Source organism: Paeniroseomonas aquatica (assembly GCF_030409335.1).
Classification (GTDB): domain Bacteria; phylum Pseudomonadota; class Alphaproteobacteria; order Acetobacterales; family Acetobacteraceae; genus Belnapia; species Belnapia aquatica.
In genome coordinates this window covers 1-25,562 of sequence record NZ_JAUFPN010000309.1, presented here as the reverse complement: position 1 = coordinate 25,562, position 25,562 = coordinate 1, and the positions used below count along the sequence as shown (strand labels likewise).

Below are 25,562 nucleotides of genomic sequence, written 5' to 3'. Positions count from 1 at the left end.
GGCGCCAAGTGTCGCCTATGTTACCGACTGGTGAGTAAACACCTGCGGACGCGCTCTGGAACCGGTAGCTGAGTAGCCGGAGGGCGTTGAGGGTCACGAGGACAGTCGCCCCCGTGTCAGCCAGTACGGCGGGCCAGAGGCCGGTGATGCCGAAGACGGTCGTCACCAGGAAGACTGCCTTGAGACCGAGGGCAATGGCCACGTTCTGGTGGATGTTGGACAACGTCGCGCGCGAGAGACCGACCAGGGCAGCCACGTCCACGACGCGACTGTTCAGCAGCGCGGCGTCCGCGGTTTCGAGCGCCACGTCGGTACCGCCGCCCATGGCAATGCCAACTGAGGAAGCCGCGAGCGCGGGCGCATCGTTGATACCATCGCCGACCATGGCAACGGGCGCCTGGGCCTTGAGGGCGCTGATCTCGCGCAGCTTGTCCTCTGGCAGCAGCCCGGCCTTGACCTGGAGACCAAGTGCCCCGGCAATGGCCTGCCCCGTGCGAATGTTGTCGCCTGTCAGCATGACAGCTTCGACGCCCATGGCATGGAGGGCCCGGATGCCCTCGGCGGCATCCGGCCGAGGCTCGTCGCGGACGGCAATGAGACCGGTGGGGACGCCGTCTACGGAAACGACAACGACTGTCTTCCCTTGATTCTCCCACCCGGCAACCACCACCCCAATGCTTCCAGACAGCTGCGCCCGCTCGGCCACAAAGGAAGGCGACCCCACCGACACGCGCTTACCTGTAACGACGGCTTCCACAGCCTTGCCTAGGATGGCCCGCGCATCCTTGGCCGGGCGCAGCGGGACACCGTCTGCCTCTGCCCTTTCCAGGATGGCGCGGCCGAGTGGATGGCTGGACCCATTCTCCACCGCAGCGGCGAGGCCGAGCATAGTGCGCTCAGAACCGTTGAGAGCGAGCAGGTCGGTCACGCGCGGGCGCCCCTCCGTCAGCGTTCCGGTCTTGTCGAAGGCCACCGTGCGGATCCGCCCGATCGCCTCCAACGCCCCGCCGCCCTTGACCAGCAAGCCGCGCCGGGTGCCGACGGCGAGGCCAGAGGCGATAGCCGCGGGCGTCGACAGGACGAGGGCGCAGGGGCAGGCGACCAGCAGCAGCGCCAGGCCACGGTAGATCCAGGTATCCCAGTCGGCGCCGGCAACGAGTGGCGGCGCGACGGCGACCAGGGCCGCCACGGCGACCGCGATGGGCGTGTAGATGGCCGAGAACCGCTCGATGAATCGGGCAGTGGGCGCTTTGGCGTCCTGAGCCTCCTCGACGAGTCTGATGATGCGGGCGATCGTATTGTCCGAAGCGGGCTTCGTCACCCGGACCTGCAGCGCGCCGGACGCGTTAATGCTGCCCGCGAAGACGGGAGCGCCCTCAGCCTTGGGGACGGGAACGGACTCGCCTGTCACCGAACTCTCGTCCACCTCGGATTCGCCTTCGGCTACCTCACCGTCCGCTGAGACGCGGTCCCCTGGGCGGACGAGGACGAGGTCACCGACCTTCAGGCTGGCGGCGGAGACCTCGCGGGCTGTGCCGTCCTCTAGCAGCAGTGCAGTCCGCGGCACGAGTGCGCCGAGCGCCTCGATGCCCGCCCGGGCCCGCCCGGCCGCGACGTTCTCGAGTAGCTCGCCGATGGTGAAGAGGAACACGACCACGGCCGCCTCGGAGGTCGCACCTATGGCGATTGCGCCGACGGTCGCGATCGACATCAGCATCTCAATGCTGAAGGGCGACCCGGCGCCTGCCGCAGCGATGGCCTTGCGGCCGAAGTAGCCGAGGCCGAGTAGGGCAGCGGGCAGGTAAACCCAGTGGTCCAGGGCTGGGGCGGCCAACGAGACGGCGAAACCGGCCGCCATGAGGGCGCCGATTGCCGCGGCGAGCCGCGCCTTCTTTCCCTTCCACCAGGACTGGCGGGGGCGAACGAGCCCCAGGTCGACGGCACCCGCCCCAAGCTCGCCCTCGACGACTCGCGGCGCCTCGACCGGAGCGACGCCGTAGCCGAGCTTGCGAATCCCCTCCTCGACAGCCGAGCGCGGTGTGGCCGCCTCGTCCAGCCGGAAAGCCAGAACTTGGCTGTGGTAGTTAACCCGGATGTCCTCGGCCCCGCCGAAGCGGCCCACGGCCGTCTCAATCTTCGAGGCGCAGGACGGGCAGTCCATGCCCTCCACGTGATACCGCAGGGCCGATCCGGACCCGGAGGTCAGTTGAGCCGTTCCACCATCAGCCATTGCCTTCACTCCGTCCTTGCCAGTCACGCCAGAGGCGCGACGCCGTAGCCGAGCTTGCGGATCTTCTCCTCAACAGCCGACCGTGGCGTCGTGGCCTCGTCCAGCAGGAACTCCAGGATCTGCTCTTTGTAGTTAACCTGGATGTCCTCGGCGCCGTCGAGCTGCTCAACCGCATCCTCAATCTTCAAGGCGCAGCTGGAGCAATCCATGCCCTCCACCTGATAGCGCAGGTGCACCCGTGTCCCGGATGCTGTGGTTTCGCTGTTGGCCATCGGTTGCTTTCCCGCTCAGGTATGTCCCGCCGGTTGTGGCAGGGCTAATAGCCGCTTATATGGACCCTGTAGTAACTACAGGGTCAAGGGATGACTTTAGAAAAGTCGTTGAACATCGGTGCTCTTGCGAAGGCGACCGGCACAAAGGTGGAGACGATCCGCTGGTACGAACGGGTCGGCCTGCTCGCCGCCCCCGCCCGCACCGCTGGGAACTACCGGACCTACGGGGAGCCGTACCTCGGCCGCCTGAGCTTCATCCGGCGCGCCCGGGACCTCGGCTTCTCGCTGGAGCAGATCCGTACTGGGCCTGCCCCGCTTTCACGGACACCTTTGATAGGCTGAGGAGCCTGGGAGGTGTCGATGGCGGAGAACAACAGACAGCGGCGGTCTTTTCCGGACGCGTTCAAGCTGGAGGCGGTGGCGGCCGAGTTGGGCCTGCCGGACCGGCTGGTGCGGGCTTGGCTGCGCTGGGCGGAGGGCCGCACATCGGCAGGGAGCGGCGCACCGGTGCCGAAGCCCGCCCAGGAGCAGACGGCGCCGGCCCGCCGCGTGGGCCCGAGCCAAGCTGATCAGGCCGTCGCAAACATCGCGGCACCCCATCCCTGACCCCCATCATGGGGCGGATCACACCAACCCCGGAGAGAACCATGACCCCGGCAGCGGTCAGTCTCGACTTCGGTGCTTGACCTGGGGACTCCGATTAAAGAACTGGCTCTAAGCGTGACGGGGCCGCCCCAATTCTTCGGAGCGGCCCGTTTAGACTTGCACTCTAGCCGCCACTGTTGCTTCCGCGGGTCGTCGGGCTACCTGGATTGATAGCACCACCTGGGGTCAAAGCTGGTGCATCGGTGCCCGCGTTACCGCCAGTCGCTGCACTACCGCCACCAGCCGGCGGAGCGCCACGCGCGTCATTCATCCTATTTCCCGGAGCCAGCCGATTAGCCGATGTCGGCACACCTGGCCCTGCGGCGACGCCACCACCCGGCTGTGGCTGAGTTTGTGAGGTTCCGGGGTTTGTGCTAGGCACTTGTGCCTGCGCTGCTCCGAGAATAGCAACTAATCCAAAAACTGCAACTAGCATTATCCGACGCATGTGTTTCTCCAACAGGTTGTGTCTTGGCCCTGACCAAACGATCTGGATGATGGCAATGGTTGAGGGGCACCGGCTCGAATCTTAAGTCCTTGGCGGTTGTAGCCCCGCTGGATCCACCGCGCCACAGAGTTCATAGGCGCAGTGGATCGACACAGAAGGCGCAGACCTGGGTCACCCGGTCGTACGGGTGCGTACTTCTGTAGCTTCCCAGGAGGTCAGGCTCGGTGCCATAAAGCCGTTAAGGTGGTCCACCTGGACCTTCACTGGCGCCCCGCTGGCGCGGTCCAGCCAGACCGTCTCAGTGTACGAAAAGGCTGTGTTCTGGATCTGCACCCGGCGCTCCAGGCGGAGAGTGTCGAAGGTTCCAGCCACAACCTGAACAGGACCTGTCCCCGCGACGCGCCATGCCTCGTAGAAGTGGACGCTATTGCTGTCGCGGCCGAGCGAGAAATAATCCAGGCGCTCCTCCTTGCTTGCCGGGCCAACGCTGCCTGACACCAGCCGGGCCAACTGAGTACGGCCGCTGCGGTAGAACGGACTGCCCGCGGCCCAGTAGCCAAAGGCCCTGCGCTCGCCATTTGCCATCGTGCAAACCATGGGATCATTGGCATCGGGTCCGCGATATGCCAAGCGGCTGCCTGTCGATTGCTCCACCACCGTCCCCGGGGCTGGGCAGCGGAACTGGTACCCCTGCGCCTGGGCCATACTCTGCGCTACTGCTAGTATAGCTGCGGCCAGAATTGCTGTACGGACCATCGTTCTCTCCCCTCCCTGCCGCTCCTTGTCGGAGCAGGCGGTGCCGATCGCGGCGTCCGAAGCGGTTCTCCGGCCGTACTACGACACGGATGCAAAGACTGAGGTTTGAAGATTACGGGTGGGTGACAAGTCGCCATCATTTTGTCACGGCTGCTTGGCTGTGGACGGCGTAAACCGAAGCCTCAGTCCGACCATGGTCCGATACGCGGCAATCGCAGCACCGCCTCGGTCCCCTTTCCGAGAGTGCTGGCAAGTTCCAACACCCCACCATGCGCTTCCGCGATCGTCCGCCCGGTGGGAAGACCAAGGCCGCTGCCGCCCCCCCCGGCACGGGCCCGATCGCCGCGAAAGAACGGCTCGAAGGCTCGCGCGAGATCCTCGGGTGACAGGCCCGGCCCCCGATCACCCACCCTCACCTCAACCTCCGTTTCGCTCACTCGCACCTCAACCCAGGGGTCACGTCCATGCTTCAGGGCATTTTCCACCAGATTCCGGACTGCCCGCTTGAGCGTTACTGGCCGCGCCAGGACGGTGGCTTCGTCGAGGCGCCGCTCCTCGATCGTGCTGCCGACCTCGGCGAACTCGTCCACCACCACCTGCACCAGCGCTGGGAGCGAAACTGGCACTGCCGGCTCGCCGCCGCCATCGCCGCCGCGCATGTAGGCAAGCACGTCGCCCACCATCCCCTCCATCTCCGCGAGGTCGCTTAACAGCCGCTGCTGTAGATCGGTTCTGGACATCTCATGGACGCGCAGCTTGAGGCGCGCGATGGGTGACATCAGGTCGTGCGAGAGCGCGCCGAGCGCCAGTGATCGCTGTCGCAGCAGTTCACGCGTCTGCTTGGTCGCCGTATCGAGCGCCTCGGCTACCTCACGCACCTCCCATGGACCGCCGACCGGGGGCAACGTCCCATCGCCGTCCAATGGTAGGTTGCGTACCGCCCGAGCGAGCCTGGCCAGCGGTGACGCGACCACGCGAGAGGCCACAGCCGCACCCAGTAGGAGAGCGCATGCAATCGCAGCAATGGCTACACGGAACGCCGTGTCGTCAGCCTCTAGTAGCGACACTGCCAGGATCCTGGCATTGACCCAGGTACCGTCGGCGAGTTGTGCGCTGACCAGGGCGCTACGTAAGGTGCCATGCTTCGTATCCAGTTCACCGGGGATGGCACGAAGCTCGCGCGCAACCCCACCCAGGCGGCCGGCGTGAGTAAGATCAGACGGCGCCCAGCGCCCAGGCGGTACCATTGGGGCATCGTTCCAGGTGACCTCCAGCTCCGGTCCTGACAGCGCTTGGGCCAGGGCAATGCGATTAGCCGGTGCGGCACCGGCCAGTGTCTCGACCGCACCAGCAAGGCGATGGGCCGCGATTGCGGTTGTACCGCTTTCGATAGCTTGCCGCATGAGGCCGGCGTGCAGGATGATGCTCGCCACCAGGAGAACGACCAGAGCTGCGGCACCAACAGCGAGAATCCGGACAGCCAGGGTATCGGACGGCCAGCGCCACCGTCGGGCACTTATTGCCATTCAACATCGCGCGCCAGCATGTAGCCAACGCCCCGCAGGGTCTTGATCACGCCAGCAGCTTCATCATGGCGGCCCCCAAGCTTTCCGCGCAGACGGCTAATCTGCGCATCGATTGATCGTCCAAGTCCACCGAAAGCCCGACCGCGTGCCAGGTCCAGTAACTGCTCCCGCGAGAGGACCCGCTGGGGCCGCTCGACAAAAGCGAGCAGCAGGTCGTATTCGCCGCTCGTCAACTCGACCCGCCCCCCGCCTGGCGAGGTTAGCTCGCGGCGCCGGGTGTCGAGCGTCCAGCCGCCGAATATGGCACGGTCCCGCGCAGTGCCGAGGCTGGTCGCTTCGCCGCCCTCCCGCCGGCGCAGCACGGCGCGGATACGCGCTACGAGCTCGCGTGGGTCAGGCGGCTTCGCCACGTAGTCGTCGGCCCCGAGTTCGAGGCCGATGACGCGGTCAGATGCCTCGCCGAGCGCAGTCAGCAGGATGACCGGCAGATCGCCCTGGGCGCGGATGTCCCTGCAGAGCTCGAAGCCGGAGCGGCCCGGAAGCATAACGTCGAGCAGCACGAGGTCCACCTTGGCGGCCCCGACCAGCACTTCACGCATCGCGACGCCGTTGCGCACTCCGGTTGCGCGGAAGCCGCTGCGGCGCAGCAATGAGAGTAACAGTGGCCGCAGCTCGCCATCGTCCTCGACGACCAGAACGTGGCGCCCTTCGCCCGAGAGAACCGGCCGTAAATCGCTTTCGGTCATCACCTTGCGACTTCAATCAAACAGATCCTGCAACCACGACCTCCAATGATGTCGGTAGGCCTGCCCCTGCTCATAATGGTGCCCCGGGCAAGCAGCAGGGTTGGTGGTCGCTGTCTCCGGGTGCCGACCGGCCCGGAGCAGCACCTCGAGCGTCGAAGCAATTTGAGTAGTCATTGATTCCGCCTCCTTGCCGTTCGCTTAGGACCAAATTTATCCGACACACTTGGCACGACAATCCGGCGCCCGTTCTGCCCTGCTCGGTCACGCTCGCCTTCCCTACTGGGCCGGCAGTGGCTTGGGCGTTCGAGCAAGTGCCTCAGGCTCCAAAACTGGGGCCGGATCGGCGCTGCCAAAGCGCGCGTAGAGCGCTGGCAGCACCATCAGCGTCAGAAGTGTCGCCGTGATCAGTCCGCCGATGACCACGGTGGCGATCGGCTTCTGCACCTCGGCACCCGAGCCGCTGGCGATCGCCATCGGCACGAAGCCGAGCGAGGCGACCAGCGCGGTCATAGCCACCGGCCGCAGCCGATCCATTGCACCCTGCCGAACGGCATCCTCTCGGCCTAGCCCTTCGCTGCGCAGCTGCTTGATGTGGTTCAGCATCACGAGGCCGTTCAGTACGGCCACGCCTGAGAGCGCAATGAAGCCGACCGCGGCTGAAACCGAGAGCGGCATGTCGCGTAGCCAAAGCATGGCGATGCCGCCGGTCAGCGCCAGCGGCACTGCGCTGAACACCAGCAGCGCATCCCGCGGCGAGCCGAGCGCGGTATAGAGCAGCAGAAAAATCAGGAAGAAGCAGCCAGGCACCACCACCATCAGCCGCTTCTCAGCCGCAGCCAAGTTCTCGAACTGGCCACCCCAGGTGATGTAGTATCCTGTTGGCAGCCGCACCTCCCGCTCAATCCGGGCCTGCGCCTCTGCGACCAGCGAGGCGATGTCGCGGCCGCGCACGTTGGCGGTGACCACGACGCGGCGCTTGCCGTTCTCTCGGCTGACCTGATTTGGCCCTTCGGTGACGCGGAAGCTCGCTAGAGAGCGGAGCGGCACCGTCGGCACCGCGCCCTCGCGGCTGCCACGCGGCAGGGCGACGGGCAGGTTGCGCAGGGCCTCGAGGTCGGCGCGCAGCGCCTCGGGTACCCGCACCACGATGGCGAAACGGCGGTCGCCCTCGAAGACGAAGCCGGCGGGACGGCCGCCGATGGCGGTGCCAATTACCTCCTGCACCTGGGCGAGGTTCAGGCCGCGGCGGGCGATCTCCGTCTTGTCAACTGTTATCTCGAGGAAGGGCAGCCCCGCCGCCTGCTCGACCTTGACGTCCTCCGCGCCTGCGATGCCGCGCAGCACGCCGGCGACTTGGTTGGCGGCGGCCAGCATCGGCCCGAATTCCTCGCCGAAGACCTTCACCGCGAGGTCGCCGCGCACGCCCGCCAACAGCTCATTGAAGCGCATCTGGATGGGCTGAGTGAACTCGTAGTTGTTGCCGGGCAGGCGGTCCAGCACCTCCTGCATGCGCCGCACCAGCTCCTCCTTCGCCAGCTCCGGGGCAGGCCACGCCTCGCGCGGTTTCAGAATGACGAAGCTGTCGGAAGCGTTTGGCGGCATCGGGTCGGCCGCGACCTCGGCCGTGCCGGTCTTCGAGAAGACAGTCGCTACCTCGGGGAACCGGCTGAGCTCGCGCTCGACCGCGTACTGCATAGATTGCGACTGAGTCAGTGCCGTCGAGGGGATGCGTAGCGCCTGCACCGCGAGGCTGCCTTCGTCGAGCTGCGGGATGAACTCCGAGCCGAGCCGCGAGCCGAGCAGGAGCGACCCGGCAAAGAGCATTGCCGCTGCGCCGGCCACCGGCAGCGGCCACCGCAGCGAGAGGCGGAGCGCCGGCGCGTAGGCGCCCTTCAGGATGCGGATGATCCAGTTGTCCTTCTCTTGAACCTTTCCGGTAATCACAAGCGCGATCATGGCGGGCACGAAGGTGATCGAAAGGATGAAGGCGGCGATGAGGGCGATGATGACAGTCAGCGCCATGGGCGAGAACATCTTGCCCTCAACGCCCTGGAAGGTGAGCAGCGGGACGTAGACCAGGATGATGATGGCCTGCCCGAACACCGAAGGCCGAATCATCTCGCGGGCCGAGGCGGCGACCGTCTCCAGCCGCTCGCCCACCTCGAGCTTGCGGCCGAGCACGTGCTGCTTCTCGGCCAAGTGGCGCAGACTGTTCTCGGCGATGATGACCGCCCCGTCCACGATCAGGCCGAAGTCTAGCGCGCCCATGCTCATTAGGTTGGCGCTGATGCCGGCTTCTAGCATACCGGTGACGGTCAGTAGCATGGCGACCGGGATGACCAGCGCCGTCACCACGGCGGCCCGCAGGTTGCCGAGCAGCAGGAACAAAATGACGACGACCAGGGCGGCGCCTTCCGCCAAGTTCTTGGCGACGGTGCGGATGGTCGCCTCGACCAGCTGCGAGCGGTCCAGCACCGGCCGCGCCTGGACGCCGGGCGGCAGGCTGCGGCCGATCTCCCGCAGCTTGGTCGCCACCGCCTCAGCGACGGTGCGGCTGTTGCCGCCGATCAGCATCAGGGACGTGCCAATCACCACCTCCCGCCCGTCGGTGCTAGCGCTGCCGGTCCGCAGCTCGGGGCCAATCAGCACCTCGGCGATGTCGCGCAGCCGTACCGGCACACCCTCGCGGGTCGAGACGACCACGTTGCGGATGTCGTCCAGCGTCTCCAGCCGCCCGCCGGAGCGGACAACGTAGCCCTCGCCGCCGCGCTCGATGTAGCCGGCGCCGCGGCTGGCATTGTTGCGCTCCAACGCCTCCGCCACGTCGGCGAAGGACAGGCCAAGGCCAATCAGCTTCGCCGGGTCCGGCTGCACATGGTACTGCTTCACAAAGCCGCCGATGGCGTCAATGCCGGCGACACCCGGCACGGTGCGCAGCTGCGGCCGAATGATCCAGTCCTGCACGGTGCGCAGATAGGCCGCCTTCTCGAGGTCGGTGGCCAGCCGCTGCCCCTCCGGTGTGAAGTAGCTGCGATCGGCCTGCCAGCCCGGCCGGCCGTCGCGCACCGTGTCGCCCTCCTTACGCGGCGCGTACTCCACCGCCCACATGTAGATCTCGCCGAGGCCGGTCGATATCGGCGTCATCTGCGGCTCGGCGCCCTCGGGCAGGAACTCGCTCGCCGCCCGTAGCCGCTCCAGCACCTGCTGGCGGGCATAGTAGATGTCCGTGCTGTCGGTGAAGATTGCGGTGACCTGGGAGAAACCGTTGCGCGACAGCGAGCGGGTGGATTGTAGCCCGGAGATCCCGGCCAGCGCTGTTTCAACCGGGTAGGTTACCTGCTTCTCCACCTCGTAGGGCGAGAGGGCGGGCGCCAGAGTGTTGATCTGCACCTGGGTATTGGTAATGTCGGGCACCGCGTCAATCGGTAGCGACTGCAATGAGCGAAGGCCGAAGCCGGCGGCGGCGGCCACCAGCAGCACCACCAGCCAGCGCTGCCGGACGGAGAAGTTGAGAATGCCTGCGATCATGGTCCGGGGTCCTCATGTAAAAAGCGAACCGACTTGGACCTGTGACGCCTGCGCGCCTTCGGTCATAGGGCCGCGTTAGTGCGAGTGTTCGGCTTCGGACTTGCCGAGCTCGGCCTTGAGGACGAAGGTATTTGTAGCGGCGTAGCGCTCTCCCGGGTCAAGCCCGAAGACTACCTCGACGCCATCCGTGTCGCCGCGACCAAGCACAACCTCCCGCTTCTCAAAGCCGTCCGGGGTACGCACGAATACGACGTCCTCACCTTCGATCTGTTGGACCGCCCCGCGCGGCACCAGCAGATCCACCGGCTGCTCGGCAGTGGCCACCTCCGCCGTGGCGAAGCCGCCCGGGCGGAACTCACCCGCGGGATTCGGCACCTCGACCACGGCGCGTGCCGAACGCGTTTCCGCGTCCAGCACCGGGCTGAGAAAGACAATACGGCCTTCGCCTCGCGTCTCACCTTCGCCGCGTAGGCGTACACTCATGCCTTCCTTGACAAAGGTTAGGTCGGAGGGCGGTACGGCCATCTCGACCCAGATGCTTGACAGATCGGCAACCGTGTACACTTCGGCCTCTGCTGTCACCGCCGCCCCAAGCACGATCGGCCGGGAAGTGACCCGGCCAGCGATCGGCGCTCGCACAGCTTGCCGCCGCAAGGCTTCCACTGGTTGGCGAGGCAGGGCTTCCACTTCCGCCGAACCAAGGCCGAGCGCCGCCAGCTTCTGTCGGGCCAGATCAAGGCGGATCTGCGCCTCCTGCCAATCGGTGCGGGCTTTCAAGAAGTCTTGCTCGGCCGAGATGCGCCGCTGCCACAGCCGCTGTTCCCGCTCGAAGGTGACACGGACCAGCTCTGTGGTGCGCAATGCCGCGAGATAGTCACCTTTGATCGTGGCGATCTCGGCACTTTCAATCTCCGCCAGTACGTCACCCGCCGCGACCTGGTCGCCCAGACGCTTGTGCAGCATGGTGACGATACCGGCGACCCTGGCGGGTACTCGGGCCAGGCGATCCGCATTGGCGGCGACGACCCCCGGAAGCGAGACCCGCCGTACCACCGCGCCCGATCCGGCCTCCACCACGTCAATCTGCGCGGTAGCGACCTGCTCATCGGTCATCCGGATGCCGCCCTCTGGGGCTTCTCCCTCGTCCTTTTGGCCTGGCGCTTGCGCCGGCGACGCGGCCTGGGCTGGAGTGACCGGCTGCGGCGTGGGTGCCAGACCCAGCGTGCTGCGGAGGGTTGCAGGAACCTGCGGCGCCAGCACGGCCACGCCGAGCATGAGGCCGCCCCCGGCGAGAAGCGCAATCATTGGCTTCACGGTCAGCGACCCCCTGCAGGAATAATCGGAGTAACGGCACTGTCTATCCGGCCACGAAGCCGTGCGAGATCGGCACGAAGCTGCTGCACCTCGAGCAGGGAGCCGTTGAGCTGCTCCCGCACGTCCGAGAGAACCCGCTGCGCATCGAGCACTTCCAAGAGCGAGAACTTGCCTTCGGCATAGCCTTCGCGTGCAAAGCCGGCAGCTTCGAGCGCTGCAGGCAGAACAATTCGCCGCAGCGAGTCTGCAGCGCGCCAGGCCTGATCCAGTCGCCGCTCCGCATCGGCAAGCGCAGCATCGAGATAGAGGCGGCCACGCTCGGCATCTGCTTCCGCCCGGTTCAGCTCGGCCCCGGCACGGAGGATATTGCCCTGGTTGCGGTCGAACACCGGCAGCGGCACGCTGAGGCCCAGCACGAAGGCGCTATCGCCGCTTCCCTCACGAAAGCGTCGAACACCCCCGCTCACACTTAGATCCGGCACGGCATTGCGGCGTTGCAGATCCAGTTCGGCCCGCCGCTGGGCAATCAGCCCCTCGAGCCTGGCCCGGTCAAGTTGACCAAGCGGCGCCCCCGATGCCCGCGCCGGATCGGGCTTAGGACCCAGTTCATCGAACCAAGGCGCGCGTGCCGGCAGGATCTCAACTCTGGGCGCCGCCAGCAGTACGGCAAGCGCCCGCGAGGCCAAGCCGGCATCGCGCTGAGCACGCTCAAAGCCGACGGCGGCGGTCTCGCGGGCCACTTCGGCCCGCCGTTGCTGGACGAAAGGCTCACGCCCTGCCTCGACCCGGCCCTGAGTGGCGCGCAGGACCTCGCCCGCCAGACGTACTCGTTCACGAGCGATCTCGACCACCCGCCCGGCCGCCACCGCCTCGGCCATAGCGCGCACCACCTCGCGGATCAGATCGAGGCGCAGCGCTGCTATATCGAGCCCAGTTAGGGCGAGGGCGTTTTCGGCCGCGCCGATGCGAGCCTGTCGCTTGCCACCGGTTTCGATGCGTTGGGACAAGGCATAGGTAGTTTCCAGAGACCGGATCCCCGCATTGGACCCACTGCCACCAAAATTCTCGCTGTCGAAGGAAAAGTTCGGGTTGGGCCGCAGTCCGGCCTGCACGCGGTCACCCTGCGCCGCCCGGCGGCCCGCTTCGGCGCTGCGCAGGATAGGAGCACGGGCCAGAGCGAGGGCCACGGCCTGCTCCGGTGAGGCCACGGCTATCGTGCCAGCAGCTGAAACTGGGGGCGGCGGCACGGCTACAGGCGAAGAACGGCGGCTGGCCGGTTCTGCCAGCGCAGGCAGAGCGCTTAAAATCAGCAGCGTCACGGCAGGGGCAATGCGGAGAGAATGGAACATCGATGGGGCACCAGAAGCAAACGGAACACGACGCGCACCCGCCCCTGGCAGCCTGGGACGTGCAAGCAAAAACGACGGTTCAGTCAGCCCTGCGGCGGTCTCGATGGTGGTTCGGTCACCTGTGACGGATGGCTGCGCGTTGCCCTCACCTGATGCTTAAACGTCCCTGCGAATGTAGGCTGGAGCGTCTCCTGCAACCGGATGCGGTCGCCAAGCTGGCAATTGCAATGCGTCCCAGCATGCACCGCGCCGCCACGATGGACTGGGTCGCCCGCCTGGCTATCAAATGTAGTGACGGTGGCAGTGATGGCCGCTGCGGCGTTGGCCAGGCTGTCGCCTTCGATGCATGGCGGCAGAAACACGACACCAAAGAGCAACGTTAGGGTCAATAGGCGAGCTACCATTGCCCGCCATCCCCCTTTCACCGTCACTGCTCGCGTCTTATGTCGCATGTCGCTCCTAGCGCACCGGATCGACGCTGTAGCGAGCCGAGCCCAAGCTCCCGGACGGCCCACGCAGAGCCACCGTCGCACGAAACTTGCCTTCGAAGGGAAAATCGACTTTGGCTCCCAGCCGGTTGGCGCCGGCATGGCGGAACTCGACAGTTCGCCGCTCATTGCCCCGGGCCAGTACGACGGCCGTCGCCCCGATGCCGGTCGCGTCCACTGGTTGTTCCTTGTCGTCCAGGATCGTCAGCGTCGCTTCCGCACCGCGCACTGTCAGCTCCACCTCATAAGGACCGATTTTCTGCTCCTGACCGGAATGGGCATGGCCATGACCGCCCGCTGCGCCCTGCGCCCGACTTACGGACGGCAGCAGCGCCGCAAGGGAAGCTGCTCCGGTTGCCAGGATGATTCTGCGTTGCATCGACTTCTCCTTTAGCGTGATCCAGGAAGGCGGGCCACCACCAGGCCGGCTTTCTGGTTTTGATCGGCACGGTTGCTGAACCATGCTTGGCGCCCGATCAAAGGCATTCCACCCGACCACCGATTCGCTCGGGTCCCTTCCGTGCCGCTGGCCGCCGGGCGATTGTTATCCAGCACATTAGGCAATGAAATCAGGGCTGAAAGTCCTCCCTCTGCCCGGTTTAGCAGACGAAGCGTCCCTCCTTCGACCGCAATAGCACGACGGGCGATGGTCAGTCCCAGGCCGACACCACCGGTCGCCCGGTTACGGCTTGCCTCCAATCGGCGAAACGGCTCGAACACCTCCTCGAGCTGGGCTTCAGGAATGCCGGGGCCGTCATCTGCAATCTCGATGACCACCTGTCCCGGTATCCGGGACAGCGTGAGGCGGGCACGGCCGCCATAGGCGACGGCGTTGCCCACCAGGTTGGCCAGGGCACGACGCATAGCAACCCGTCGCAACGGTAACACCAGCGTCTCCGGCCCCGCATACGTCACGTCTCCGCTGGCATCAGCAGCAGCGTCACAGACCGTGCGTAATACCGTCACCAGATCGGCCGGGCGCGGCTTTTCGGTCTCGCGGCCCTCACGCAGATAATCAAGTGTCGTCTCGATCATCGCCGCCATCTCATCGAGATTGGCGTCAATCCGGTCTCGCGCTTCGGTATCATCCAGAAAGCCTGCATACAGGCGTAACCGTGTGATGGGAGTACGTAGGTCATGCGATACCGCAGCGAGCGCTTGAGTACGGTCCTCCAGCAGCTGACGGATTCGCTCCTGCATGGCGTTGAAGGCGCGCGCCGCCTGGCGAACCTCTGCCGGACCATCGTCCGGCACCCGGACCGTACCGGCCTCGCGACCGACACGGTCCGCGGCAGCAGAAAGGGCGCGCAGCGGCTTGGTCAGACCGCGCACCACGATGATGGATACCAAGCCGATGCCGGCCGCCATGGCCGCCAATAAAGCCAGGCCGACCGGGTCGAATGGCCCTCCGTGACTTGCCCGAAAGATCGGCGCCGCGAAGGAGATGGCTCCAGCGTCACCAAGCGGTAGCGCACCGACCAGCAGATGGCGGTCGGCGTCCGCCCACTCCAGTCTGACACCGGCCAATTCCGGTGCGGCCTGGAGCAGGGCATTCCGGACAACGAGGAGATCGGCTCCCGTCAGGGATTTGTCCGGGGGCGGCGCGCCGTTCCGCCAGTGTAGTTCCAGCCCGGGCCCGGACAACGCATGAGCGGCCCGGTCGCGTTCCGTATCCGGCAGCGTCGTCAAGGCCCGCCCGGCGCGCGCCAGCCCTTCCGCCAAGCTACGCTCCCTGGACGACTGGTCGTTGCCGCGCAGTGCCGCCTCATGCACCCAGACACTGCCGAGATGAAGCGCCAACAGACCGACGAGCAGGACCAGCGTGGTGCGGCCGGCAAGGCTGTCAGGCCAGAGCAAGGCGAGAAGTCGCCTCATACGCGTTCGACCGTCGCAACGAAGACATAACCCGCCCCGCGCACCGTCTTGATGAGCTGGGGCGCACCGTCGTCCGGCTCGATCTTGCGGCGCAGGCGGCTGACCTGCACGTCGACGGTGCGGTCGAACGCATCGCCCAGCCGCCGGCGGCCGACCTCCAGCAACTGGTCGCGTCCCAGCACCCGCTGGGGATGCGCGAGGAAGGCCATCAGCATGTCGTATTCCGCCCCGGAAAGGTCCACCAACGCGCCAGCCGGGGAGGTCAGTTCACGGCGTCCGGTCTCCAGTCTCCAGCCAGCGAATTGCAAGGCACCTGCCCTTGTGACCGATGGCGCGGCGGACTCGAGACCGGTGCCATCCGCACGCCGCAACACGGCGCGCAAGCGGGCCACGAGCTCGCGCCGGCCGAAAGGCTTCGTGATGTAATCGTCCGCGCCAAATTCCAGGCCCAGTACCCGGTCGGTCTCCTCGCCACGTGCCGTCAGCATCACCACGGGCACCCGGGACGTAGCACGGATCTCGCGCAGCAGATCCATTCCCGACGTGCCGGGTAACATTATGTCCAACAGTACCAGCTCGGCCGGTGGGGTTGCAGCACGCAGGACCTCGCGCATTTCCCGACCGTCTCGGGCCGCGCTCACCACAAAACCGTTCTCCCGGAGCAATCTGGTGAGAAGATACCTGACCTCGCTATCGTCCTCGACGATGACGACATGCGGCTCACGGTCCAAGGCGTCGCGCAGCGGAAGGCCGGCACTTCCGCCACCGGTCGTACGGACAGGCATCATTCAGCTTTCCTCAAGTTGGAGAGACGTGGCGGCGCCATCGGGTGCATGGCTGATTTCACAGATTTTGTCGGCGACCCTGCACTGCGCTTCACCATTGCCTCCTCCCGGTCGACACAAGGGGTGTAGCGCCAAGAGTGCGTCGCAACATCTCCACATTATGACAAAATATATCCGCGGCCCGGATGCCGGTCGCCATCAACGCTGTCGCCGATATCTGGCCGGCGCCGGGCACATCCCTGGAGTGCGCGCGGCTGCCTAAGCGGCCTCCGTCGCACTACGTCATACGCTGGAGAAGATATGACAGCGGGCAGCCGCTAACTCCACGCTCATCGGAACGGCAAACGCCATCCGCATCCTGCTTGGAGACTGAACATGATCTACCGCACGCTGACTGCCTTGACCCTGATTGCCGCACTGGGCGGCGGCGCCATGGCGCAGGGCAATCCGCAATCCGCTCCGGGCAACGTGTCCGGCCGCGCCGCGCCGCATATCGACGGATCGAGCGGCAGCGGACCGGAGCTGCATCGGCCGGTGCCGGTTCAGCGCCAAACAGACGCACGGCAGGCGCCGCACCTCGACAACCAGAGTGACGGCCCTGTGCCGCACCAGCCGGGCCCTGAGCCGCGTCCGGCCAACCCCGGTCCGGCACCCCATCTCGACAACAACACCGATGGGCCCGCGCCGCATATCGGTACCCACTGAAGACCGGCCGGGCAGGTGGTTTACCTGCCCGGCTTCCCGCAAGGACCGTCGTTCCGGATCTCGCGTCAGCTGCCTGGGCGCCGGGGTTGAGCCTGTCGCAGTTCAGTAGCCTCCCATCTGACCAGGGTGGGGGCCATCACTGCGTTCAGGTGATTGATATCGATCTTTACCGGCGCATTCGTCAGACGATCGAGCCAGACCGTCTGAAGATAGGTATAGGTCGTGCCGGCGATGTCAAAGCGACGCTCCAGCTTGACCGTATCGAAGGTGCCGGCCGGTACGCGCACCGAGCCGAAGCCTGCGTGACGCCACGTCTCGTAAATATGGATGCTGTTGCTGTCCCGCCCCAGGCTGAAATAGTCAAAGCGGCGTTCGCTGCCAGGGGGACCGGCAAGCAGAGAGCTTAGCTGCGCGCGACCATTCACATAAAGCCGGTCACTTGGCGCCCAGACGCCGAGAACCAACCGCTGTCCACCGGCAGCCAGGCAGACAAGCGGATCATTCGCGTCCGCGCCCCGAAAGGTGACCGTGTCGCCGGTCGAACGCTCAACGACGGTTCCAGATTCGGGGCAGTTGAAGCGCCAGTCACTGGTCTGCGCATAAGCAGGCATGGTCAAAACCATGACGCCCATCAAAGCCATCAATCGAGTCATTCATCCCTCCTTGATTGCCGCTTCAGAAGACAGGAAGCGGCAACCAAAGCTACGCTGTACAATTTGTCATTGCGTGACGTAGTCCGACATATCATTGCGATATAGAGAATTGACGGGGCTTCCAGGCCAGCAGTCGCAACGCGTTGAGTGTGACCAGTACGGTCGCGCCGGTATCGGCCAGAATGGCGGGCCACAAGCCGGTAATGCCGAGCAAGGTGGTGACGAGGAACACAAGCTTGAGGCCGACGGCCAGGCCGACATTGGTACGAACGTTGACCATGGTGGCGCGGGACAGTTGGACCAATTCCGCCACACCCGTCACCCGGTCTTTCAGCACCGCGGCATCTGCGGTCTCCAGTGCTACATCGGTCCCGCCACCCATCGCCACGCCCACGGAAGCGGCGGCCAGCGCAGGTGCATCATTGATGCCGTCTCCTACCATCACCACGGCGCCCGCCTGCCGTAGCGTCGCAATCTCGCGTAGCTTGTCATCCGGCATCAGCGCCGCCTTCACCTCCAGTCCCAGCCCGGTGGCGATCGCTGTTCCGGTGCGGATATTGTCGCCGGTCAACATCACCGAGCGGATGCCCAAGGCCGTGAGCGCTGCCACCCCTTCCGCGGCGTCCGCCCGGGGTTCGTCACGAATCGCTAAAACACCCATGAGCTTGCTGTCAGACAACACGACAACAACCGTCTTGCCTTCGGATTCAAGTGTTGAAATCGCCTCCGCCAGCGCCTCCAGGTTCACCCCGGTCGCCTGTGCGTAACTCGGACTTCCCACGGCGACCTGGCGGTCGCCGACCCGCGCCGTCACTGCCTTACCAATGACTGCCGACTGGCTTGAAGCTGGCGGAATGGTCAGCCCACGTTGCTCAGCTGCCGCGACGACTGCTTTGGCGAGCGGATGGGAGGAGCCCTGCTCGACACCTCCTGCCATGGCCAGCAGGTCATCCTCCGCGACGTTTGGGGCGGCCAGCACATCGGTAACCCGCGGACGGCCCACAGTCAGCGTGCCCGTCTTATCGAAAGCAACAGTGCGCGCCGTACCCATTTCTTCCAGCGCGGCACCACCCTTGATCAGCAGCCCGCGCTTGGCGCCCGCCGACAAGCCGGATGCCATGGCGGCGGGTACCGAGATCACCAACGCGCAGGGGCAAGCGATCAACAGCACGGCCAGACCTCGGTAGAGGCTCGTCCACCAATCCCAGCCGAGCAGGAACGGCGGTACCAGAATGACCAGCAGAGCGACGACCATCGCGCCCGGCGTCCAGTAGGTCGAAAACCGCTCGATGAAGCGCTGGGTCGGAGCGCGGGAGGCGGTCGCGTCCTCCACCATCCGAATAATCCGCGCGATCGTATTATCAGACGCCGCACGAGTGATGCGTACCCGCAAAGCGCCATCAGTGTTGATAGAGCCTGCCACGACGGCCTCGCCGGGACCGCGGGAGACCGGCACGCTTTCACCTGTCACCGGGCTTTCATCGAGCGCGGACTGCCCTTCTTCGATCCGGCCGTCGCCGGGTACGCGGTCACCCGGGCGGATAAGAATGAGATCCCCAACGGCAAGGCGGCTCGCCTGGATTTCCTCCGTTGTACCATCGGCACGCTGCCGTAGGGCTGTTCGCGGCATCAGCGTCGCCAGAGCGCGGATTCCGGCGCGCGCCCGCCCAGCGGCGACGTTTTCCAGCATCTCACCCAGTGCGAAGAGCAGGACGACAATGGCTGCCTCCTCCGCAGCCCCAATAATGGCCGCCCCCACCGCGGCCGTGACCATCAGGGTCTCGATCGAAAAGGGATTTCCGGCACGAGCCAAGGCGAAGGCCCGCCGCCCGAAGGGTACGATCGCCGCGGCCGTCGCGACCAGAAACAGCGGGTAGGTCAGCCGCGGCGGCAAGACGAGGGACAGCGCGTAAGCGCTGAGCACCAGGGCCCCCAGGATCCAGACCAGCCGAGCTTTACCGGTTGCGTACCAGGGCTTGTCTGCGTCGGCGGGATCGTCATGGTCATGGCCGTGTCCGGCCACACCATGTTCATGGGCCGCCTCATCGGAGCCGGCAGAGTGGTGATGTGCATCATCGAGGGATGCCGGGCCGGGCGCGGTCGAGGACGATACGATAGGACGCCCGGTATACCCCAGGGCCGAGAGCGAACGCTCGATGGCAGCAGCATCCGTCTGGCCCGGTGCCAGTTGCAGTGTCAGCCGCTCGGCCATCAGATTTACCGACACGTCGGAGACATCAGGCAATCGCTTCAGGGCGCCTTCAACCTTTGCGACGCAGGCCGCGCAGTCCATGCCCTCCACTCGCCATTCAGACCGGCTGCCAATATTCATCGGGGTAACTCCGTACTTTGCAGATCGTTGTAGAACCTCGGACTTTTGGGGGACTACCTTTTCAGGTGTCTGGCATCTCGAGGGTCCAACGCCGTCCTGGGACGCTTCAGCATCGTCACCCACCATCGACTGCGTGTTGATCGAGGCGGCCGGATTTCTCCGACCGCCTCGATCGCTGCTGACGCGTCAGTCGTGCGCCAGTTTTATCGATCAGGGCTTCGGTGGGGCACTCTTGTCGCGATGCCCACCGGGATCGAGATCTCCCGGAACATGGCCGGGATGGTCGTGATGAGGCCCCGGCTTCTCGGTCACGCTCTTGTCGCGGTGACCGTGCTGATCAAGATCACCAGGCGTATGGCCCGGGTGATCGTGATGCTCCCCAGGAACCTCTTTCGCACTCTTGTCGCGATGACCATGCGGATCCAGGTCGCCCGGGACGTGACCAGGGTGCGGGTGATGCTGGCCGGGCTTCTCTTCTGGCATAAGTCCTCCTGTTGTAGACGGCCCAACGGCAATGCGCCGCTACGGCCGCTGTCGCTTAGTGACGCACATCACGAGGTTGGTGCTTCGCCCGTGATCCGCGTCGCCCTCGGCAAGGCGGATTGCCCTAGCGTGCGCCGAGAAAATCTTGCTAAGTCCTCTAGTAGCTAGAGGAGCAAGGGCAAAATTATTACGAACTTCTTATCCATTGGCTTGGTGTCAACCCTGGCCGGCGTGAAGGCGCCCACGATCCGTTATTACGAGTCGATCGGCCTTTTGCCCGCCCCACCACGCACCGATGGCAACCGTCGAACATTTAACGCGGACGACGTTCAGCGTTTGAAGTTCATCCGCCATGCCCGTGATTTGGGCTTTGACCTCGATGCGATCCGTCACTTCCTCGCCCTAGCTGCTCATCCGGAGCAGCCTTGCGCAGAAGCCGACGAGATCGCCCGTGCGCATCTTGCTGATGTCGAGAGTCGTATAAACCGCCTTGTCGCTCTGCGCGACGAACTCAGGGCGATGGTTGATCGCGGTACCCATGGCCTCATCAGTGAGTGCCGCGTTCTCGAAATTCTCGACGATCACAACCAGTGTTTGTCCGATAAACACTAAGCAGATCTTGTGGCTGGACATGGGTAGCACGCAGATGATGGTTGGCTCTATCACCCAATTTCTGAATCGTATTGACTATGTATTTGTCGTTTGCTGCTAACTCTCAACCGGCCGCAGCCTGACGATGAACTGCTCCAACATGCTTCGCTTCGCTTTCCTGCCATAGCTGTCTTTTCCGTGGTGGCACCGGCTTCTCAGAGCCGGAGAATCATTTTTTCGGAAAGGTAGGCCGGACCGTTTTGAGACCAGTGCCAATCCCAAATGCGATGCACCCGGTGTGCAGGTGGCGGAGGTAGCAGCCCGACACGGCATCTACCCGCAGCCTGGCGTTCCAGTGGCGGCGCCATGCCCGGGACGGCCTTCTGGTAGCCGAGCCGACACCGGCGTTCGCGCCGGTCGGTGGCGCCGTTGCCAATCCTCTGGACGAGGTGCTGCCGGATCCGGAGCCCATGCCGCAGCTATCCCGCAAGGCCGTGGCGATCGAGATCGAGTTGCCTGACGGCCTCCGGATGGAGGTCAGCCTAGTTAACCTGCGGCTGGAGCGTGGCCCCTTCGTTTCGCCGCAGGCCAATGACGGCGTGGTGTCGCTGACGCCTGTGCAGCTCAATCGTCTTCGCGCCGCCATAGCTCTCTCAGGTCGTCAGTGGCTAGCTTGAGGTCGTACTGTTGCCCTTCTGCGTTGCGGGCATCATCGACTTCCCAGGCCCGACCGTCATTCTCACGCTCGATCTCGCCCCAACGCACAAAACCCAAGCTACGCAGCGCGGCTTCAATCCTGATACGCTCCTCTGGCGACGGCCGATCATCGTCGGCACGCGGCGCGGCGGTGGGCAAGACGGCCAGTGCAGCGGCTAAGATCCAGCTGTGGAGGAGGGACGCGCGGCACGGACGTGCGGGCATGTCAGCGGCTTTTCGGCTGTGAAACGATGCGTAGATAAGGTTTTAGAGTTTTCCAGCCATCCGGGAACCTCTTCTTCGCCTCTTCGTCACCAAGGGACGGTACGATGATCACGTCCTCACCCTGTCTCCAGTCCGCAGGCGTCGCAACGCTGTGCTCCACGGTAAGCTGCAGCGAGTCGATCACGCGCAGGATCTCGTCAAAGTTTCGGCCCGTGCTCGCGGGATAGGTGAGCGACAGCTTCAGCTTCTTGTCGGGCCCGATCACGTAGACGGAGCGCACAGTTAACGTGTCGCTCGCGTTCGGATGGATCATCCCGTACAGATCCGAAATTTTGCGGTCTGAATCCGCGATAAGCGGAAAATTGAGCGCGTATCCCTGGGTCTCGGCGATGTCGCCCACCCATGCCCTGTGTTCAGGGAGAGAATCGACCGAAAGCCCGATTACCCTCACGCCACGCAGATCGAACTCCGGCTTGAGTCGCGCGACGGTACCGAGCTCCGTGGTGCAAACGGGTGTAAAATCCTTGGGGTGGCTGAACAAAACCACCCAAGAATTCTCGATCCACGCGTGGAAGTGGATTGGGCCCTCGGTGGTCTGGGCCTCAAAGTCGGGGGCGGTGTCGCCAAGCTGCAGCATCGCTGATTTCCTTCCGCATCATCATTGGCAGCGGCGTGACGCGTCATCGCCTTCAAAGGCCGCCACCTCATGGTTCTGTCACACCGAGATGGGGAGCACGCGAGCGCCCATACACACGACGCTCAAACACCCATTCCAGCGTTTTTGCAAGGGGGCATGCTGTTTGAACCGCCAATGTCATGGCCGGAGGACCAACGGTGTCGCAGGTCATCCTCCTACCGGCCTTCAGCTTCAAGCGGTGCTAGGACCAGCCCGCTCCCGTCGCTGCAGCAGAGCGAAGCCGAGCACCACCAGCGCGAAGCCGGTCGGAATCGAATGGCCCAGCCGCGCGAACGGCGTCGGCGGCACGGCCGCAGGCAGGTCCGCCGTCAGCGTTCCCACTTCCCCAAGCGCGAGCAGGGCGAGGCGCCTGCCGCGCGCGTCGAATACGGCGGAGATTCCGGTCTGTGCCGCGCGCGCCAGCGGCAGCCCCTCCTCGACGGCCCGCAACCTCGCGGCGGCGAGATGCTGCCAGGGCCCGGCCGAGCGGCCGAACCAAGCATCGTTAGTGATATTCACGAGCCAGGCCGGCCGGGGCGCCGGCGTGACTGCAGCGGGGAAAATCACCTCGTAGCAGATTAGCGCGCCAAAGAGCGGAAGGCCCGGCGCGGAGAGCCCAACCGGTCCGGGCCCCGCACTGAAATCCATTCCGCCCGCAGCAATTCGGATCGGCAGCAGCCCGCCGAGCGGCATGTACTCACCAAACGGCACAAGATGCGACTTGTCGTAAACGGCGCGCGTCTCGCCTGTGGCATCGAGCGCGATAAGACTGTTCCACAGCCGCGCCGGCCGCTCGTTGGCCCCCCATTCGGCCCGCACCGTCCCAGCGAGCAGCGTCGCGCCAAGCGGCAACGCGGCAGCGACCAGCCGCTGCGCCTCGGGATCCTGGGCAAGCAGGAACTGCGTGGCCGTCTCTGGCCAGATCACGGCCACAGACGTCCCGGCTGGCATGCCTTTAGTGGCGGTGGCCGTCAGGTCGAGATAGCGGCGCAGGATGTTGACGCGCTGGTCCTCGCGCCACTTCTCCGCCTGCGCCACGCCGGCTTGCACCAGCACGAGCCGCACCGGCGGCCGCGCCGGCTCCGGGCCAGAGAGACGCCAGGCGCCAAAGGTGGTGAGGACAAGCATTCCGGCACCACCCACCGCCCAGGCCCGCCGGCTGGCGACGGCAGGGAGGCCCGCGATGAGGAGCGTCAGCAGCGAGAGGCCGTGGACGCCGACCACGGCTGCCGCCTGTATCGGCAGCGCCGCGAAGGCCCAGGCACTGCCCAGAGGGTTCCATGGGAAGCCGGTGAATAGCACGCCGCGCAGCATCTCGGCGAGCGTCCAGGTTGCAGCGAAGCCGACCATGCGGCGCCAGCCGGGGGGGAGCCGGTGGGCCACGACCGCAGGCGGCACGGCGTAGAGGGCCGTCACTGTGGCAAGCGCCGGCGCGGCGAGCGGCACCAGCCACCACCAGCGCGTCGGATCGGTCAGCAGCGCCTCCGTTACCCAGTAAAGTCCGCCGAGGTGGTGCCCAAAGCCCCAGGCGAAGCCGCGCGCTGCTGCGCCCCGCCAGGAGCGGGCAGCGCCGAGTAGCGCGAGCAGCCCCGGTACGGCGAGCAGCAGCACCGGTGCCGCGTGGACCGGCGGGAGCGCCATGGCCGAGAGCAGGCCGAGACCGAAGGCAACTATGAGCGCCCACCAACGCGGATGCTTCGCTAGTCGGGCGAGCAGGGCACGGCCTGGCATCCATCGCCGCGTTGACGCTACCGGCCCTGCGGTGTCCATGCACGGTGTCACAAAAAACCGCCACGGAGGTCAGCGTCTCCCTCTGCGTAGGCCGCCAAGCGTGGCTCGGCAGGATCCCCACGGACCGCGAGTACGCTGGCCTCCACCGGGAACGGCGCACACTCCATATCCGCCATCCAGCCAACGTGGCCCGTCACGAGCGGCCAATAGCAAAGTGTGAGAGAGGACTCTGCGCCTTTGTCGCAGGTGAGCGCGAACCCAGGCGCTGCCAAATCGGGCGTCATGGCCGAGGCGCAGCCATTAGTGCGGCCCGCTCTGGCCACGCCACGCCGCTCAATGCGGCGTCCATCCAGGCGATCTCGCTGCGCCGGGCATGGGCGATGCCGCTTGCCATGATGCGCAGGCGCGGGTCGCGGGCGTAGCTCGTTGCCCGCTTAGCCGTAGCGATCGACCCAGCGTGGTGTGCCGCGATAGCCTGGGCGAAGTCCATGTCGAACTTTGAATCGAGCACGGCACCGCGCAGCCGGGTCCAGTCCGACGCGGAGGGCATGCCCGGCATGGCCGCGAGGTCCGCGACGGACAGCGGCTCGGCCGCAGGTCCGAACCAGCTCCGCCACCAGCGGCGCAGCACCGCGCCCTCGGCCACTTGGTTGGCCGCCATCAACCGGGCGGCAGCGCGCAATTCGATGTTCCCGGCCTGTTCCGCCCCAAGCCGCGCGAGCGCCACCCCCACCCTCTGACGCGCCGCCATGTCGCGTACGAAATGCTCGTCGAACTCGGCGGCGCTGATCGTGGGCCAGCCGACTTCGTGGCCGGCGCCGCCGAGCGTGGCGAGGGCCGCGAGCGTGACAATGAAAGATCCGGCTAAACCGGCAACGACGAAGGCTGCGCGCCGATGCCGGTTCAGCGGTGGCGAGGTGGTTACCTGCTCGCGCAGCCAAGGAAAGAGCGGGTAGAGCGATGCCGAGAGCACGTGCACGGCGAGGCCAACCCAGTAGGGCTGCTCCAGCAAGAGGATTGGTTGCAGCCAGGGCAAGACGAGGACGTACTCGGCAGCCCAGGTCAGCACCGCCCAAGCCAGCGCCAGCGCCGCAATAGTCACGGGGCGTAGGCCTGCGGTCCAGCGGCCGAGCAGGCCGAAAAAGATCAAGGCCCAACAGAGGTCGGCCGCCTGGTGGACCAGGACGCCGGCGCCGACCTCAAGCCATCCGACCTCGGCCCGCAGGCCCTGGTCGCGCAGAAGGACCGTCCCCACGACCATCCAATCCACCTCGGCCGCGCGCCCGACGCGTCCGGCGCCGAGGCTGGCGGCCGCCGTCGAGAAGGCGCCCGCCAGCAGCCCGAGCAGCGCTGCGGCGCGCCAATCGTGTCCCTTGGCGCGCTTTCTGGCTTGCTCCGCGGCGGCCCCCTGCTCAATCCGCATCGGGAGGCTGCTCCGCGGCCGCCAGACCAAAGCGGTTCAGCGGCAGCTTACTCAGCAGTCGGTAATTTAGGCGACAATCCTTGAC

21 protein-coding genes and 1 pseudogene are annotated in these 25,562 nt (G+C 65.7%); 6 read left to right on the top strand and 16 right to left on the bottom strand.

The annotated features are described in order from the left end of the window. Both QWZ14_RS31195 and QWZ14_RS31190 read right to left on the bottom strand, forming a co-directional pair. The coding region (locus QWZ14_RS31195; protein WP_456307281.1) for a heavy metal translocating P-type ATPase at nt 1-2,230 on the bottom strand (2,230 nt) is incomplete at its 3' end. 23 nt (nt 2,231-2,253) lie between these two features. After that, complete coding sequence (locus QWZ14_RS31190) at nt 2,254-2,502, bottom strand: heavy-metal-associated domain-containing protein (protein ID WP_290320988.1); 249 nt, start codon at nt 2,500-2,502, stop codon at nt 2,254-2,256. Nucleotides 2,503-2,592: 90 nt separating this feature from the next. Between QWZ14_RS31190 and QWZ14_RS31185 the strand changes: the two are divergent. After that, a pseudogene (locus tag QWZ14_RS31185) lies at nt 2,593-2,802 on the top strand (MerR family transcriptional regulator); the annotation flags it as partial. 60 nt (nt 2,803-2,862) lie between these two features. Continuing rightward, the gene (locus tag QWZ14_RS31180) at nt 2,863-3,108 is read left to right on the top strand and encodes a hypothetical protein (protein ID WP_290320987.1); all 246 of its coding nucleotides are present in this window, start codon (nt 2,863-2,865) and stop codon (nt 3,106-3,108) included. Nucleotides 3,109-3,766: 658 nt separating this feature from the next. Here the strand turns inward: QWZ14_RS31180 and QWZ14_RS31175 are convergent. The 9 genes from QWZ14_RS31175 to QWZ14_RS31135 form a co-directional block, all read right to left on the bottom strand. Continuing rightward, nucleotides 3,767-4,300 carry a hypothetical protein gene (locus tag QWZ14_RS31175; RefSeq protein WP_290320986.1) on the bottom strand — a complete coding sequence of 178 codons (534 nt, stop codon included), beginning with the start codon at nt 4,298-4,300 and terminating at the stop codon, nt 3,767-3,769. A gap of 233 nt (nt 4,301-4,533) precedes the next feature. After that, on the bottom strand, nt 4,534-5,784 hold the full coding sequence (locus QWZ14_RS31170; RefSeq protein ID WP_290320985.1) for a sensor histidine kinase: 1,251 nt from the start codon (nt 5,782-5,784) through the stop codon (nt 4,534-4,536). 83 nt (nt 5,785-5,867) lie between these two features. After that, entirely contained in the window at nt 5,868-6,623 is a 756-nt protein-coding gene (locus tag QWZ14_RS31165) for a response regulator (protein WP_290320984.1), read from the bottom strand. A gap of 276 nt (nt 6,624-6,899) precedes the next feature. Further along, a complete protein-coding gene (locus QWZ14_RS31160) occupies nt 6,900-10,151 on the bottom strand; it encodes an efflux RND transporter permease subunit (RefSeq protein ID WP_290320983.1) in 3,252 nt (1,083 codons plus the stop codon). 75 nt (nt 10,152-10,226) lie between these two features. Further along, complete coding sequence (locus QWZ14_RS31155) at nt 10,227-11,456, bottom strand: efflux RND transporter periplasmic adaptor subunit (protein WP_290320982.1); 1,230 nt, start codon at nt 11,454-11,456, stop codon at nt 10,227-10,229. 11 nt (nt 11,457-11,467) lie between these two features. After that, nucleotides 11,468-12,652: a TolC family protein gene (locus tag QWZ14_RS31150; protein WP_290320981.1), complete on the bottom strand. Its 1,185-nt coding sequence runs from the start codon at nt 12,650-12,652 to the stop codon at nt 11,468-11,470. A 621-nt stretch (nt 12,653-13,273) separates the two neighbouring features. Next, a complete protein-coding gene (locus QWZ14_RS31145; protein WP_290320980.1) occupies nt 13,274-13,681 on the bottom strand; it encodes a hypothetical protein in 408 nt (135 codons plus the stop codon). A gap of 11 nt (nt 13,682-13,692) precedes the next feature. Continuing rightward, on the bottom strand, nt 13,693-15,159 hold the full coding sequence (locus QWZ14_RS31140) for an ATP-binding protein (protein WP_290320979.1): 1,467 nt from the start codon (nt 15,157-15,159) through the stop codon (nt 13,693-13,695). A gap of 14 nt (nt 15,160-15,173) precedes the next feature. Beyond that, nucleotides 15,174-15,965, bottom strand: a complete 792-nt coding sequence (locus tag QWZ14_RS31135) for a response regulator (protein WP_290320978.1) — start codon at nt 15,963-15,965, stop codon at nt 15,174-15,176. A 372-nt stretch (nt 15,966-16,337) separates the two neighbouring features. On the opposite strand from QWZ14_RS31135, the gene QWZ14_RS31130 reads away from it, so the two are divergent. After that, nucleotides 16,338-16,667 (top strand): hypothetical protein, encoded by a 330-nt coding sequence (locus tag QWZ14_RS31130; protein WP_290320977.1) that lies wholly within the window; start codon nt 16,338-16,340, stop codon nt 16,665-16,667. Between the two features lie 65 nt (nt 16,668-16,732). Here QWZ14_RS31130 and QWZ14_RS31125 read toward each other — a convergent pair whose 3' ends face one another. After that, nucleotides 16,733-17,320, bottom strand: coding sequence for a hypothetical protein (locus tag QWZ14_RS31125; RefSeq protein ID WP_290320976.1), 588 nt, complete (start codon nt 17,318-17,320; stop codon nt 16,733-16,735). Nucleotides 17,321-17,411: 91 nt separating this feature from the next. Then, nucleotides 17,412-19,652, bottom strand: coding sequence for a heavy metal translocating P-type ATPase (locus QWZ14_RS31120; protein ID WP_290320975.1), 2,241 nt, complete (start codon nt 19,650-19,652; stop codon nt 17,412-17,414). A 240-nt stretch (nt 19,653-19,892) separates the two neighbouring features. Between QWZ14_RS31120 and QWZ14_RS31115 the strand changes: the two genes are divergently transcribed. The 3 genes from QWZ14_RS31115 to QWZ14_RS31105 all read left to right on the top strand — a co-directional run bounded on the left by QWZ14_RS31115 (nt 19,893) and on the right by QWZ14_RS31105 (nt 21,403). Beyond that, nucleotides 19,893-20,303, top strand: a complete 411-nt coding sequence (locus tag QWZ14_RS31115; RefSeq protein ID WP_290320974.1) for a hypothetical protein — start codon at nt 19,893-19,895, stop codon at nt 20,301-20,303. A 45-nt stretch (nt 20,304-20,348) separates the two neighbouring features. After that, on the top strand, nt 20,349-20,747 hold the full coding sequence (locus QWZ14_RS31110) for a MerR family transcriptional regulator (RefSeq protein ID WP_290320972.1): 399 nt from the start codon (nt 20,349-20,351) through the stop codon (nt 20,745-20,747). 449 nt (nt 20,748-21,196) lie between these two features. After that, nucleotides 21,197-21,403, top strand: coding sequence for a hypothetical protein (locus tag QWZ14_RS31105; protein ID WP_290320971.1), 207 nt, complete (start codon nt 21,197-21,199; stop codon nt 21,401-21,403). Nucleotides 21,404-21,648: 245 nt separating this feature from the next. On the opposite strand, the gene QWZ14_RS31100 is transcribed toward QWZ14_RS31105, so the two are convergent. From QWZ14_RS31100 to QWZ14_RS31090, 3 genes are all read right to left on the bottom strand, one after another. Beyond that, the gene (locus QWZ14_RS31100) at nt 21,649-22,284 is read right to left on the bottom strand and encodes a peroxiredoxin (RefSeq protein ID WP_290320970.1); all 636 of its coding nucleotides are present in this window, start codon (nt 22,282-22,284) and stop codon (nt 21,649-21,651) included. Nucleotides 22,285-22,515: 231 nt separating this feature from the next. Next, nucleotides 22,516-24,054, bottom strand: coding sequence for an apolipoprotein N-acyltransferase (gene lnt, locus QWZ14_RS31095; RefSeq protein ID WP_290320969.1), 1,539 nt, complete (start codon nt 24,052-24,054; stop codon nt 22,516-22,518). A gap of 280 nt (nt 24,055-24,334) precedes the next feature. Then, nucleotides 24,335-25,477 carry a DUF305 domain-containing protein gene (locus QWZ14_RS31090; RefSeq protein ID WP_290320968.1) on the bottom strand — a complete coding sequence of 381 codons (1,143 nt, stop codon included), beginning with the start codon at nt 25,475-25,477 and terminating at the stop codon, nt 24,335-24,337. Nucleotides 25,478-25,562 lie beyond the last annotated feature (85 nt).